This window comes from Herbiconiux sp. FW305-C-125 (genome assembly GCF_058783455.1).
In genome coordinates this window covers 23271-36037 of record NZ_JBYSYO010000001.1, presented here as the reverse complement: position 1 = coordinate 36037, position 12767 = coordinate 23271, and the positions used below count along the sequence as shown (strand labels likewise).

The following is a 12767-nucleotide window of genomic DNA, read 5'->3' as shown; positions in this document are numbered from 1 at the left end:
GGAATAATCGGTCGGTATGGGCACCCCTCCGAAGCGGATCGTCGTCGCCATCAACCCCAACGCCTCCTTCGGAGCGACCCGCTCGGTCGGGCCGGCCACCGTCGCCGCCCTGAAGCAGCGCGGGCACGACGTGGTGCCGCTGAGCGCGCCCGACTTCGACGGGCTGGTGCGGGTGGCTCAGGATGCGCTGACGCACCCGACCGACGCGCTGGTCGTGGTCGGGGGCGACGGCATGGTGAACCTCGGGGTCAACCTGGTGGCCGGCACGGGCATCCCGCTCGGCATCGTGCCCGCCGGCACGGGCAACGATTTCGCGGCCGGCGTGGGCATCCCGACCGGCGACCACGACGCGGCGATCGCCGCGCTCGGCGACGCCCTCGAGCGCGCGCCGCGGGTGGTCGACGCCGCCCGCGTCACCGGCGCGGACGCCTCGCAGCCACCCCGCTGGTTCGCGGGTGTGCTCTCGGCCGGCTTCGACGCGCGGGTGAACGAGCGGGCGAACGGGATGCGCTTTCCGACCGGTGCCTCACGCTACGTGGTCGCGCTCGTCGCCGAGCTCGTGACGTTGCGCACGCGCCGCTACGAACTCGTGATCGACGGGGTGCGGCGCGAGGTCGACTCGTGCCTGCTCGCCGTGGCGAACAACACCACGATCGGCGGCGGCATGCGGGTCGCACCCGACGCGAGGCTCGACGACGGTCTGCTCGACGTGTTCATCGTGAAGCCGGTGTCGCGGCTGCGGTTCATCCGCCTGTTCCCGAAGGTCTTCTCGGGCACGCACGCCGGGCTCGAGATCGTCGAGTTCGTGCGCGGGCGGACGGTGACGGTCGACGCGCCGGGCATCGTCGGCTACGCCGACGGCGAGCGCTTCGGGCCGCTGCCGCTCACGGTCGAGCTGGTGCCCGGCGCGCTCACCGTGCTCGTCTGAGGCCGGCCGACGTCGAGCCGGCGAGGCGCCCGGCGATTTTGAGAAGGGTTGCGGAGTGTGGCATACTCGATGAGTTGTCTGAACGGCCCCATCGTTTAGCGGCCTAGGACGTCGCCCTCTCACGGCGGTAACGCGGGTTCAAATCCCGCTGGGGTCACAACACCGAAAACCCCCGGGAAACCGGGGGTTTTCGTGTTCCCGGGCATCGCTGCGGGTCTTCCCGTCCCTGCCGGTCGCGGCAGAATGAGGGCATGGACGCGCGCCCACCCCGACCCCGTAGAGCACCCCGGCCGGCCGAGATCGAGGAGGTGCGTCCGCGCATCCGGGAGCGGGTCTACATCGCGTTCACCGGCCTCGCGGTACTGCTCGCCTTCGGCGCCCACGCCGAGGAGGCGGGCGCGTGGACCATCGCGGCCGCCCTCCTCATCGGTGTGCTCGGTGCCGTGCTCGCCGGGTTCTTCGCCGACGTCATCGCCGAGCTCGCCGTGGGCGCCCGGCTGCCGAGCGCACGGGCGATGGCGGGTTTCATCGGCGTCTCGGGTTCGGCGCTCACCACCGCCGTGGTGCCGCTGGCGGTGCTCGCTGCCGCCGGCATCGGCTGGCTCGACGTCACCACGGCACTGGTCTTCGCCGTCGGGGCGATGGCGTTGGGCCTCGCGGCGGTGGCGTTCGCCGCCGTCGCGCGGGCGGAGCTGCCGTGGTGGGCCAAGCTCGCGGTGTTCGCCGGGGAACTGGTGTTCGCTGCGATCGTGATCGTGGTTAAGTTGCTGGCACACGGTTGATTCAGACGGTCGATGCACAGAGCGTGATCGGCCGAGCCGGGAGGAGCCCCATGAACGACAAGAACGACGAGCCCGTCGACCTCAGCGACATCGAGTACCCCGACGGCGCGGGCTACCCCGACGGCCAGGGCGTCGTCGGCAACGGGCCGACCACCGACGCGATCCCGTCGGGGGTGGACGCCACCCTGGCCGACGAACCCGAAGACCCCGACGCCGAGATCGACACCGACGAGGCCACCCTCGAAGAGAACGACGGCTGAGGTCGCGGCCCGCGGCCGCAGGTCAGCGCAGCACGTCGTCGGTGAAGGAGTTCAGGCGTGAGCTGAGGCCCTGCGCCCGCGCCGCGATGAGCTCGGCGGGGTCGGGCTGCATGTCCGACTTCGGCGGCACCACGCGGATGAGCATCGAGCAGGTGAGGTCGCTGCAGATGTAGGTGCCGATGGTGCTGCCGTCGATGCCCGCCTGCCCGGCCCGCGGGGCGGTGAACAGCGTCACCTGCCCACCGGGGAGCGGCGTGCGGCAGAGCGAGCACATCGCGGAGATGCCGGGGCGCATCCGGGAACCGGCCGCCTTCAGCATGATGCCGACCGGGCGGTCGTCGCGCCAGAACACGATGTAGCCGCGGTGGATGGCGTGCGCGTCCCGCCAGCCGAGGAACTCCCGGTCTTCCCAGACGATCTCGTGCAGGCCCGGGAGGGTCATGCGCGCGAGCTCCTGCGGGCTCGTGTTGGTGAATGAGGCGCGGATCTCCGACTCGGTCAGTGGCAGCATCGCTTCGAGCTTAATCGCTCCCGAGCACGATGCAACCGGGCGCGGAGACCGCCTGGCCGGTCACCTCACGGATGGAACTGCGGGATGATCAGCCACAACCCCACCAGCACCGCCAGCCCGGCAACGCCGATGCACAGCCAGCCCGCCGCGGTCGGCAGCGCCCGGTGCTCCGGGCCGGCCACCGCGAGCAGCCGCAGCCCGGCCGAGTAGGCCACCACCACCGCGATCGTGGCGGCGAACGCCACCAGGAAGACCACCACGAAGGCGCCCCAGTCCACCCCGAGGAACTGCCCGTCGGCCGCCGCCTGAACAGCGCCCAGCGCATCCGTCGTCGTCATCGTGCCGCCTCCGCTTTCGTCGTCCGCTCGTCGTCGGTGTCTGCCTCGGCCGTCTCGTTCACGTTCTTCGACGTGACCGGATGCCGTCGGGCCAGGAAGAAGAAGGCGAGCCCGGCGGCCAGCGCCAGCACCGCGACCACGAGCAGCCCGAGCGTGCTGCTCGACGCGGCCCACGCCGCCAGCCCGCCCACCAGCGCGGCCGCGGGCAGCGTCACCAGCCAACCCGTCGCGATGCGCCCCACGATGCCCCAGCGCACCCCGGCGAGCTTCTTGCCGAGCCCGGCGCCCACGACGGCGCCGGACGTCACCTGGGTGGTCGAGAGCGCGAAGCCGAGCTGCGACGACACGAGGATGGTCGCCGCCGAACTGGTCTCGGCCGCGAAACCCTGCGGTGCGTGGATGTCGGTGATGCGCTTGCCCACCGTGCGCATGATGCGCCAGCCGCCGAGGTAGGTGCCGAGCGCGATCGCCATCCCGCAGGCGCCGATGACCCAGAACTGCGGGCCCGATCCCGAGTCCTGGTAGCCCGCCGCGATCAGGGTGAGGGTGATCACGCCCATCGTCTTCTGCGCGTCGTTCGTGCCGTGCGCGAGCGAGACGAGCGAGGCCGACACGGTCTAGCCGTGCCGGAAACCCGCATCCGACCCCCGCGCCTTCGCCTGCTGGGTGATGCGGTACGCGGCGTAGGTCGCCACGAGCGCCACCACCCCCGCCACGACGGGCGAGAGGATGGCCGGGATCACGACGTTCGTGAGCACCACGCCGAAGTTCACCGCGTCGAAGCCGGCCCCGATGACGGCGGCGCCGATCAGGCCGCCGAAGAGGGCGTGCGTCGAACTCGACGGCAGCCCGAGGTACCAGGTGGCGAGGTTCCAGAGCACCGCGCCCACCAGGCCCGCGAAGATCATCACCGGCGTGATGTCGACGCCGTTCTCACCCTCGTTGATGATGCCGCCCGAGATGGTCTTCGCCACCTCGGTGGAGAGGAACGCGCCGACCAGGTTCAGCACGGCCGAGATGGTCACGGCCGCCCGGGGTGTGAGGGCGCCGGTGGCGACGGAGGTCGCCATGGCGTTGGCGGTGTCGTGGAAGCCGTTCGTGAAGTCGAACACCAGCGCGATGGCGATGACGAGCAGAACCGTGATGAGCACATCCATGCCACCTGCCTATGCCGGGCGGCGGGGTGCCGCGCGGGCACGTGGGTGAACAGTGGCCGAACGACGGATGCACGACACCCGCCGACCGGCGAACGGCCGCGCCCCCTACACCTCGAGCAGCGGCGCGTGCGTCTCCCCGGCCTCGGCCCGCGCGATCGCGTCGGCCGCGCGCACGAGCGCCAGATGGGAGAACGCCTGCGGGAAGTTGCCCACCTGCCGGCCGCCCTTCACGTCGTACTCCTCGGAGAGCAGGCCGACGTCGTTGGCGAAGCCGACGAGCGTCTCCATCAGGGCCCGCGCATCCGTCAGCCGCCCGGAGTGGGCGTACTGCTGCACCAGCCAGAACGAGCAGGCGAGGAACGGATGCTCGCCGCCGGGCAGCCCGTCCACCCCCGATTCGGTGCGGTACCGCAGCAGCAGGCCGTCGTGCATCAGGTCGTCTTCGATGGCGGCGACGGTGCCGAGCATCCGCGGGTCGTCGGCCGCGACGAAGCCGATCTGGGAGAGCAGCAGAAGCGACGCGTCGACCTCGGTGGTGCCGTAGTGCTGCACGAAGGTGTTGCGCACCGGGTCGTAGCCGTGCTCCTCGATCTCGGCCCGGATGGTGTCGCGGAGCGTCGCCCAGCGCTCGGCGTCGCCCGGCAGCCCGTAGACGTTCACGGCCTCGACGCCGCACGCGAACGCCGCCCAGATCATCGCGCGCGAGTGCGTGAAGGCCTGCTGCGGCCCACGGATCTCCCAGATGCCGTTGTCGGGGCGCTGCCAGGTGTCGGCGAGGAAGCCGAGCAGGGTGCGTTGCAGGGGCCAGGAGAACTCGTCTTCGTCGACGCCGATGCGGCGGGCCTCGCGCAGCGCCACCATGAGCTCGCCGAAGATGTCGCCCTGGTACTGGCCCGACGCTCCGTTCCCCACGCGCACGGGGGAGGCGCCGAGGTACCCGGGCAGGCTGTCGACCTCGTACTCGGGGAGGTGCCGCTCGCCGGAGAGCCCGTACATGATCTGGATGTCGGCCGGGTCGCCGGCGATGGCGCGCAGCAGCCATCGGCGCCAATGCCCGGCTTCGGATTCGTACCCGTGCAGCATGAGTGCCGCGAGGGTGAGGGAGGCGTCGCGGAGCCAGGTGTAGCGGTAGTCCCAGTTGCGCGAACCCCCGAACTCCTCGGGGAGGCTCGTCGTGGCTGCGGCGACGATGCCGCCCGTGTCTTCGTGCGTGAGGGCGCGGAGCACCAGCAGCGAACGGCGCACCTCCGCCTGGTAGGGCTGGGGCAGGTCGGTGGCGGATGCCCAGTTGCGCCACCAGGCGGCGGTCGCTTCGAGGCGCTCGTCGACATCCGTCGGCTCCGGCGGGGTGCGGTGGGACGGGAACCAGGTCAGCACGATGTCGGTCTGCTCACCGGCGGCGAGCGTGAAGTCGGATTCGTGGAAATGGTTCTTGGCGGTGAGCTTCGGGCCGCGGATGACCACCGCATCCGGCCCCGCCACGCCGACGACCGCGTTGCGGCCGTGCTCGGGGGCCTGGCGCATCCAGGGCAGCGCGTCGGCGTACCCGAAGCGGATGGCGACCTCCTGCCGCATCCGCACCGTGCCGCTGACGCACCGCACCCGCCGCACCACGTCGGCGCGGCGGTCGCCGTGCGGCATCGCGTCGATCACCTCGGCCACGCCCGTTGGCGTCTCCCAGCGGGTGATGAGGATGAACGTGTCGTCGAGGTAACTGCGCGTCGCCGTGGCGGCGGGGTCGGCAGGGGCGACCAGCCAGCGGCCGTGCTCCTCGGTGCCGAGGAGGGCGCCGAAGGTCGAGGCGGAGTCGAACCGGGGGAGGCAGAGCCAGTCGATGCTGCCGTCGCGGCCGACCAGGGCGGCGGTGTGGCAGTCGCCGATGATGGCGTAGTCCTCGATCGCAAGGGGCATGCCCTGATTCTGCCAACTCCCGCTGACACCGCCGTGCACGACGCGGCCGAGCGCGTCGCTGCGGTTGTGCTGGGCCGATGCGCCCTGTTGAATGGGGCGGATGAAGTACCAAGGCCCAGTGCTCGGCGTCGTCGCCATGGCGTTCGTGGTCGGCGTCGCCGTCGCCACGTCGGTGCCCGCGGCGTCGCTGACGCGGCCGGGCTCGTTCGACGACCTGCAGATCCAGGCTGCCGCCGGCGGCGAGCAGTCGTTCTCGGCCGCGGAGGGCCCGGGTGCCTCGGTGGCTCGCGACGGGTACGTCATCCACAAGCCGACTCCCACTCCCACGCCGAAGCCGGTCACGACCTCTTCGGGCAGCGAGGGCGGTTACGGTGGGGCGCAGTGCCAGGCCGGGGCGGATGCGGTGGCCGAGTCGGCCGCGTTCTCGCCGGTGTATCCCGACGGCAACCGGATGTCCGACGGGTTCGGGCCGCGCGCCGAGGGCTTCCACAAGGGCATCGACATGCTGAACAGTCCAGGCGTGCCGGTGCACGCGATCGCCGACGGCGTGGTCATCGCCGCCTCGGGCGACGGCGGCACCGGCGGGGTGTACACCTCCATCGCCCACAAGGTGGGCGGCGTCGCGGTGTGCAGCATGTACATGCACTTCCAGGACGGTTCGCTCACCGTCGGCGTGGGCTCGATCGTGACGGCGGGCCAGGTGATCGGGTTGACCGGCCGCACGGGTAACGCGACCACCGAGCACACCCACTTCGAGCTGTACGGGGCCGACGGCGTGCGCTACGACCCCATCCCGTTCCTCACCGAGCACGGCATCGCGCCGTAGCGGTGCGCGCCGCTCGCGATATATCTTGACTTCTCCCCAAACGCGATATAACGTGTCTTCTATCGGACGCGATATAGCGCGTTTCTGGAGGAGGTCATCGTGGTGCTGGAGAAGTGGATCGTCGACGGTCCCAAAGTCATCGACATCGAGCTCGTGCGCTCGCTCTAGGTCGGATTGATCGGCGGGCAGATCGACGTCATCGGCCACGACGAGCCGGGTGCGCGCATCGAAGTTCACTCGGTGACGGGCAAAGACCTCAAGATCTCGATCGACGGCGACCGCCTCGAGATCGACCACCCGCAGTTGCGCTGGGACAACTTCATCGAGGTCTTCAAGTCCTGGCGCGGCAACGCGAAGGCCGACATCAGCCTGATGGTGCCGCGTGATGTGGCGCTGAAGTTCGGCGTCATCTCGGCCTCTGCCCTCATCTCCGGCCTCACGACGGATGCCCGCATCAGCACCGTCACCGGCGAGGTCGTCATCGACTCCGTCGTCGGCGACCTCGACGTCAACACCGTCAGTGGTGAGGTGTCCATCCGCGACCACACCGGTCTCGTCAACGCGCACACCGTGTCGGGCGACATCACCGCCTCCGGCGCCATCCGCCGCTTCTCGGCCGACGGCGTCTCGGGCGAGATCTTCGTCGACACCACCGGCACGCCCGACGAGGTGCAGAACAACACCGTCTCCGGCGACCTCACCGTGCGCTTCGATCACGACGTGGCCGCCCGGTACAACGTCAACTCGGTGTCGGGCACGCTGCAGCTCGGCGCCAGCACCATCAAGGGTCTGCGCGGTGGTGGCTACAACGGGCACACCGGCACCCTCGACGGGCAGTGGACGGAGTTCCGCGCCAACTCGGTGTCGGGCAACATCACCGTCGTCTTCCGGGAGGCGGAAGCGGGCGAGGCGGATGCGCCGGCACCGGCATCCGCCACCACGACCACCGAGGGGCTGTGATGAGCCCCGTCTTCGGCCACGGCCACCTGCGCCTGTATCTGCTCAGCCTGCTCGACGAGTCGCCGAAGCACGGCTACGAGCTCATCCAGGCGCTCAGTGACCGGTTCGGCGGCACCTACAGCCCGAGCGCCGGCACGATCTACCCGCGGCTGGCGAAGCTCGAGGAGGAGGGTCTCGTCACCAAGTCGGCCGACGGCCGCAAGACCGTCTACGCCATCACCGACGCCGGCCGCGCCGAGCTCGCGGCCCGGCGGCCCGAGCTCGACGACATCGAGGCGGAGCTCTCCGACTCGGTGCGCCGGCTCGCCGACGAGGTGCGGTCGGGTGTGAACCAGGCCATGAAGAGCCTCAAGGCCGACCTGGCGGCGGCGGCCCGCGACGCCCGCTCGGGTGCGACGTCCGACTGGGATGCCGGTGCCACGGCGGGAGCCGGCGGCACCAGCTGGACCACCTCGGGCTGGTCGGGGTCATCCGAATCCGCGCGCGCGGCGTCGGCCGAGGCGCTCCGCGACGCGGATGCGGCGATCACCGAGTTCCGGCAGCGCCTCCGCCTCGACCTGCGCAAGGCCGCGACCCGTGAGGGCGTCTCGCCCGAGCTCGTGGCGCGGCTCAAGCAGCGCCTCAACGACGTCGCCGCCGAGGTGCGCGACGACCTCGCGCGGGCCCGCGCTTCCCGCTGACCCGGGCGCGGGTCAGGCAGGTCAGGCCTCGATGAACTTGCCGTCCACCAGGTAGCCGCGCACGGCGGTCGCCGGCACCGGCACGCCCGGCTGCGCTGCGACCGCACGCGGGGCGGTGGGCTCGGTCGGGTCGAGTTGCCCGCGGCTCCGCGGGCCGGCGACGTGCTTGTGCGACATCCGGTCGATCCAGGCCAGGGCGAGCGCCGAGACCACGAACGAGAGGTGGATCACCACCTGCCAGAACACGCCGGCCTCGGTGTAGGTCTCGCCGGTCTCCGACTCCGCATCCGAGGCGCCGATGTCGCCCACCTCGATGAAGGTGCGGAGCAGGTGGATCGACGAGATCGAGATGATCGAGACCGCCAGCTTCACCTTCAGCAGGTTGGTGTTGACGTGCGAGAGCCACTCCGGTTCATCCGGATGCCCGTTCACCCTGATCTTCGACACGAACGTCTCGTACCCGCCGATGATCACCATGATGAGCAGGTTCGCGATCATCACGACGTCGATGAGCCCGAGCACGGCGAGCATGATCTTCGTCTCGTCGATCTCGGTCATGCCGGTCGCGACGTCCTCGACGATGTGCGCGAGGTCGACCATGAAGACGATCACGTACACCAGCTGGGCCACGATCAGGCCGAAGTACAGCGGGGCCTGCAGCCAGCGGCTGGCGAAGATGAAGTAGCCGAGCGCGGCGGAGGTGGGGGAGTTGCGGTAGCTGCGCGGGGGCTGGTCGGCGGTCGGGCGGTCGGGGCGGTCGTCCTGGCTCACGGGTGGAATTCTACTGACGGCGCGGCTGTACTATTGCCGTGAGAAGGGGAGTATCCCACCTCACCGTTGTCGTCATCACGGTGTCCGTCGTCGGGCATCCGGGAGCGGTGGCGCGGAGACCGGTTCGCCGGCGCCGTGCGGGAGAGACTTTCGCACTTTGTGCTGTCTGAAAGCTCTCACCGGAAGGTTCCCCGTGCACCTCGAGCTCCCCCTGGCCTTCGAGATCGTCTCGCTGGTCGTTCTCGTGCTCATCCTCGCCGCCGACCTCGTCATCGCGTTCAAGCGGCCGCACGTGCCGTCGTTCAAGGAGGCGACGCTGTGGGTCATCTTCTACGTGGGCCTCGCGCTCGTCTTCGCGCTGCTCATGCTGCTCATCGCCGACGGCGAGCACGCGGGCCAGTTCCTGGCCGGCTGGCTCACCGAGTACAGCCTCTCGATCGACAACCTCTTCGTGTTCGTCATCATCATGTCCCGCTTCAACGTGCCGCGGAAGTACCAGCAGGAGGCGCTGATGGTGGGCATCATCATCGCGCTCGTGCTGCGCGGCATCTTCATCCTGATCGGTGCGCAGCTGATCGAGTCGCTCTCCTGGATCTTCTACATCTTCGGCGCGTTCCTGCTCTACACCGCGTTCAAGCAGGCGTTCGGCAAGCAGGACGAGGGCGACGGCGAGAACGGCTTCGTGCGCTGGCTCCGGCGGCGCATCAACATCGCCCCCGACTTCGACGGGGCGAAGGTGCGCACGACGGTCAGCGGCAAGCGGATGTTCACCCCCATGCTCATCGTCTTCCTCGCGCTCGGGTCGACCGACCTGCTGTTCGCGCTCGACTCGATCCCGGCGATCTTCGGCATCACGCAGTCGCCGTTCATCGTGTTCACGGCCAACGTGTTCGCGCTCATGGGGCTGCGGCAGCTGTACTTCCTGCTCGGCGGACTGCTCGAGAAGCTGGTGTACCTGCACTACGGCATCGCGTTCATCCTGGCGTTCATCGGGGTGAAGCTCGTATTCCACGCCCTGCACGAGAACGAGGTCTTCTTCATCAACGGCGGTCACCCCATCGAGTGGATCCCCGACATCGACACCTGGACGAGCCTCGCCGTCATCATCCTCTCGATGGCCGTCGCCACCGTCGCCTCCCTCATCCACATGCGCCGCACCCCCACCCCCGCCGCGTAGCGCGCCCGCGCTCCGGAGGGACGGGAGGGCGGTGGTACGATCGGGGGGTGCTGTTCGGTCGGCTTCTCCTTCGTCGCCGCGACGGGGCCTCGTTCTAAGGCCTTCCCCGTCGCGGAGTTTGTCGTTGGCTGACCCCCTACTCTTCGAAGGACACGCGATTCCATGAGCACTTCATCGACTCCCGAGCCCGGCGCGGGCGCCGGAACGCCGAACGAGAACACCACCGCCGCCGATCCGGTCTCGATCGACACCGTCGCGATCGACATCCACGAGCTCCTGCGGGCCGACGCCGAAGCCGCCGCTGCCGAGGCCGATCTGGCCGAGGAGGTGCGCGAGGCCGAGGCGGCCGCCGCCGAACCGCTGGATGCCGGCGCCGGCAGCGGCCGCCCCCGCACCCTCGCCGAGAAGGTGTGGGACGACCACCTCGTCGTCAAGGGCGAGAACGGCAGTCCCGACCTGCTGTACATCGACCTGCACCTCGTGCACGAGGTGACGAGCCCCCAGGCCTTCGACGGCCTGCGCGCCGAGGGCCGGCCGGTGCGCCGCCCCGACCTCACCATCGCCACCGAAGACCACAACACCCCGACGCTCGCGATCGACAAGCCGATCGCCGACCTGACGAGCCGCACCCAGATCGAGACGCTCCGCAACAACGCGCGGGAGTTCGGCGTGCGCCTGCACTCGCTGGGCGACCTCGAGCAGGGCATCGTGCACGTCGTCGGACCGCAGCTCGGCCTCACCATGCCCGGCATCACGGTGGTCTGCGGCGACAGCCACACCAGCACCCACGGCGCGTTCGGGGCGATGGCGTTCGGCATCGGCACGAGTGAGGTCGAGCACGTGCTCGCCACGCAGACCCTGCCGCTGAAGCCCTTCAAGACCATGGCGATCACGGTCGAGGGCACCCTGCGACCCGGCGTCACGGCGAAGGACATCATCCTCGCCGTCATCGCCAAGATCGGCACCGGCGGCGGCCAGGGCTACGTGCTCGAATACCGTGGCTCGGCCATCCGCAGCCTCTCGATGGAGGGGCGGATGACCATCTGCAACATGTCCATCGAGGCCGGCGCCCGCGCGGGCATGGTCGCGCCCGACGACATCACCTTCGACTACCTCAAGGGTCGCCCGCACGCCCCCGCCGGACAGGACTGGGACGACGCGGTGGCCTACTGGCGCACCCTGCAGACCGACGACGACGCCGTTTTCGATGCCGAGGTCTTCCTCGACGCCGACGAGCTCGAACCCTTCGTCACCTGGGGCACCAACCCCGGTCAGGGCGTCTCGCTGAGCGAGCGCGTGCCCGACCCCTCGACCATCGTCGACCCCAACGAGCGTGCGAGCGCCGAACGCGCCCTCGAGTACATGGACCTCGCCGCCGGCACCCCGCTCAAGGAGGTCAAGGTCGACGCGGTGTTCATGGGCTCGTGCACCAACAGCCGCATCGAAGACCTGCGCGCCTTCGCCGAGATCATCAAGGGCCAGAAGAAGGCGGATGGCGTGCGGGTCATGGTGGTGCCCGGCAGCGCGCGCGTGCGCATCGAGGCCGAGGCCGAGGGCATCGACAAGATCGTCGAGGAGTTCGGCGCCGAATGGCGCTTCGCAGGCTGCTCGATGTGTCTCGGCATGAACCCCGACCAGCTCGCACCGGGGGAGCGCTGCGCCAGCACCTCCAACCGCAACTTCGAGGGCCGCCAGGGCAAGGGCGGCCGCACCCACCTGGTGTCGCCCGTGGTCGCCGCGGCGACCGCCATCCGGGGCACGCTGTCGAGCGTCTCCGACCTGCGAGCGGATGCCGATGCCCGCCAGAGCGTGGAGGTCTAGACCCATGGACAAGATCAGCACCATCACCGGCGTCGCCGTTCCGCTGAAGCGCGCCAACGTCGACACCGACCAGATCATCCCCGCCGTCTACCTCAAGCGCGTCACGAAGACCGGCTTCGAGGACGCCTTGTTCGCCGGCTGGCGGAACGACCCCGAGTTCGTGCTCAACCGGCCCGCCTTCCAGCACGCGCGCGTGCTCATCGCCGGCCCCGACTTCGGCACCGGGTCGAGCCGCGAGCACGCCGTGTGGGCGCTCCGCGACTATGGCTTCCAGGCTGTGCTGAGCGCGCGCTTCGGCGACATCTTCCGCGGCAACTCGGGCAAGCAGGGCCTGCTCACCGGACAGGTCGACGAGGCCGAGATCGAGCGGCTCTGGGCGGCCATCGAGGCGCAGCCCGGAATCGAGGCGACGGTCGACCTGGTCGAGAAGACCGCCACGGTCGGCGACCTCACAGTCTCTTTCGCGATCGACGATTACACTCGGTGGAGGTTGCTCGAAGGTCTGGACGACATCGGGCTCACACTCCGCGACGAGGCGGCCATCACGGAATTCGAGAGCCGACGAGCGAGTTGGAGACCTCGAACTCTTCCCGTCAAATAGCGAAGGCCGCCGACACAACCGGCACCTGAGCGCGAAATATCGTC

The 12767-nt window shown here is 69.8% G+C and carries 13 protein-coding genes, 1 tRNA gene and 1 pseudogene; 10 read left to right on the top strand and 5 right to left on the bottom strand.

The window, feature by feature from the left end; translation table 11 throughout:
• The first annotated feature begins 16 nt into the window (after positions 1-16).
• The 4 genes from AC3WLB_RS00195 to AC3WLB_RS00180 all read left to right on the top strand — a co-directional run bounded on the left by AC3WLB_RS00195 (position 17) and on the right by AC3WLB_RS00180 (position 1970).
• On the top strand, positions 17-928 hold the full coding sequence (locus AC3WLB_RS00195; RefSeq protein WP_492502362.1) for a diacylglycerol kinase family protein: 912 nt from the start codon (positions 17-19) through the stop codon (positions 926-928).
• Between the two features lie 84 nt (positions 929-1012).
• Positions 1013-1085 (top strand) — tRNA-Glu (locus AC3WLB_RS00190).
• Between the two features lie 94 nt (positions 1086-1179).
• Positions 1180-1710, top strand: coding sequence for a hypothetical protein (locus AC3WLB_RS00185; protein WP_492502361.1), 531 nt, complete (start codon positions 1180-1182; stop codon positions 1708-1710).
• 50 nt (positions 1711-1760) lie between these two features.
• The gene (locus AC3WLB_RS00180; protein ID WP_022896348.1) at positions 1761-1970 is read left to right on the top strand and encodes a hypothetical protein; all 210 of its coding nucleotides are present in this window, start codon (positions 1761-1763) and stop codon (positions 1968-1970) included.
• Positions 1971-1992: 22 nt separating this feature from the next.
• Here AC3WLB_RS00180 and AC3WLB_RS00175 read toward each other — a convergent pair whose 3' ends face one another.
• The 4 genes and pseudogenes from AC3WLB_RS00175 to AC3WLB_RS00160 all read right to left on the bottom strand — a co-directional run bounded on the left by AC3WLB_RS00175 (position 1993) and on the right by AC3WLB_RS00160 (position 5887).
• On the bottom strand, positions 1993-2481 hold the full coding sequence (locus AC3WLB_RS00175) for an FBP domain-containing protein (protein WP_022896347.1): 489 nt from the start codon (positions 2479-2481) through the stop codon (positions 1993-1995).
• A gap of 65 nt (positions 2482-2546) precedes the next feature.
• Positions 2547-2819: a hypothetical protein gene (locus tag AC3WLB_RS00170; protein WP_492502360.1), complete on the bottom strand. Its 273-nt coding sequence runs from the start codon at positions 2817-2819 to the stop codon at positions 2547-2549.
• Positions 2816-3976 (bottom strand): annotated as a pseudogene (locus AC3WLB_RS00165) (inorganic phosphate transporter). Before AC3WLB_RS00165 ends, AC3WLB_RS00170 begins: the two are co-directional and overlap by 4 nt.
• 105 nt (positions 3977-4081) lie before the next feature.
• On the bottom strand, positions 4082-5887 hold the full coding sequence (locus AC3WLB_RS00160; RefSeq protein ID WP_492502359.1) for a glycoside hydrolase family 15 protein: 1806 nt from the start codon (positions 5885-5887) through the stop codon (positions 4082-4084).
• A 100-nt stretch (positions 5888-5987) separates the two neighbouring features.
• On the opposite strand from AC3WLB_RS00160, the gene AC3WLB_RS00155 reads away from it, so the two are divergent.
• From AC3WLB_RS00155 to AC3WLB_RS00145, 3 genes are all read left to right on the top strand, one after another.
• Positions 5988-6713, top strand: a complete 726-nt coding sequence (locus tag AC3WLB_RS00155) for a M23 family metallopeptidase (protein WP_492502358.1) — start codon at positions 5988-5990, stop codon at positions 6711-6713.
• Positions 6714-6887: 174 nt separating this feature from the next.
• Positions 6888-7673, top strand: coding sequence for a DUF4097 family beta strand repeat-containing protein (locus AC3WLB_RS00150; protein ID WP_492502357.1), 786 nt, complete (start codon positions 6888-6890; stop codon positions 7671-7673).
• A complete protein-coding gene (locus tag AC3WLB_RS00145) occupies positions 7673-8353 on the top strand; it encodes a PadR family transcriptional regulator (protein WP_492502356.1) in 681 nt (226 codons plus the stop codon). The genes AC3WLB_RS00150 and AC3WLB_RS00145 overlap by 1 nt, the downstream gene beginning before the upstream one ends.
• A 21-nt stretch (positions 8354-8374) precedes the next feature.
• On the opposite strand, the gene AC3WLB_RS00140 is transcribed toward AC3WLB_RS00145, so the two are convergent.
• Complete coding sequence (locus AC3WLB_RS00140) at positions 8375-9124, bottom strand: TIGR00645 family protein (RefSeq protein WP_022897350.1); 750 nt, start codon at positions 9122-9124, stop codon at positions 8375-8377.
• A 193-nt stretch (positions 9125-9317) separates the two neighbouring features.
• Here AC3WLB_RS00140 and AC3WLB_RS00135 point away from each other — a divergent pair, with 193 nt between their 5' ends.
• The 3 genes from AC3WLB_RS00135 (at position 9318) to leuD (ending at position 12723) form a co-directional block, all read left to right on the top strand.
• Positions 9318-10301, top strand: coding sequence for a TerC family protein (locus AC3WLB_RS00135; RefSeq protein WP_022897351.1), 984 nt, complete (start codon positions 9318-9320; stop codon positions 10299-10301).
• A gap of 162 nt (positions 10302-10463) precedes the next feature.
• On the top strand, positions 10464-12122 hold the full coding sequence (gene leuC / locus AC3WLB_RS00130; protein ID WP_492502355.1) for a 3-isopropylmalate dehydratase large subunit: 1659 nt from the start codon (positions 10464-10466) through the stop codon (positions 12120-12122).
• 4 nt (positions 12123-12126) lie between these two features.
• Positions 12127-12723, top strand: a complete 597-nt coding sequence (gene leuD, locus AC3WLB_RS00125; protein WP_492502354.1) for a 3-isopropylmalate dehydratase small subunit — start codon at positions 12127-12129, stop codon at positions 12721-12723.
• Positions 12724-12767 lie beyond the last annotated feature (44 nt).

What these genes read in the sequence shown, in the direction of transcription:
- AC3WLB_RS00175 (WP_022896347.1), bottom strand. Translation starts at nt 2,481, where the DNA reads ATGCTGCCACTGACCGAGTCGGAGATCCGCGCCTCATTCACCAACACG.
- AC3WLB_RS00170 (WP_492502360.1), bottom strand. Translation starts at nt 2,819, where the DNA reads ATGACGACGACGGATGCGCTGGGCGCTGTTCAGGCGGCGGCCGACGGG.
- AC3WLB_RS00145 (WP_492502356.1), top strand. Translation starts at nt 7,673, where the DNA reads ATGAGCCCCGTCTTCGGCCACGGCCACCTGCGCCTGTATCTGCTCAGC.
- AC3WLB_RS00195 (WP_492502362.1), top strand. Translation starts at nt 17, where the DNA reads ATGGGCACCCCTCCGAAGCGGATCGTCGTCGCCATCAACCCCAACGCC.
- AC3WLB_RS00180 (WP_022896348.1), top strand. Translation starts at nt 1,761, where the DNA reads ATGAACGACAAGAACGACGAGCCCGTCGACCTCAGCGACATCGAGTAC.
- AC3WLB_RS00155 (WP_492502358.1), top strand. Translation starts at nt 5,988, where the DNA reads ATGAAGTACCAAGGCCCAGTGCTCGGCGTCGTCGCCATGGCGTTCGTG.
- leuC (WP_492502355.1), top strand. Translation starts at nt 10,464, where the DNA reads ATGAGCACTTCATCGACTCCCGAGCCCGGCGCGGGCGCCGGAACGCCG.
- AC3WLB_RS00185 (WP_492502361.1), top strand. Translation starts at nt 1,180, where the DNA reads ATGGACGCGCGCCCACCCCGACCCCGTAGAGCACCCCGGCCGGCCGAG.
- leuD (WP_492502354.1), top strand. Translation starts at nt 12,127, where the DNA reads ATGGACAAGATCAGCACCATCACCGGCGTCGCCGTTCCGCTGAAGCGC.
- AC3WLB_RS00160 (WP_492502359.1), bottom strand. Translation starts at nt 5,887, where the DNA reads ATGCCCCTTGCGATCGAGGACTACGCCATCATCGGCGACTGCCACACC.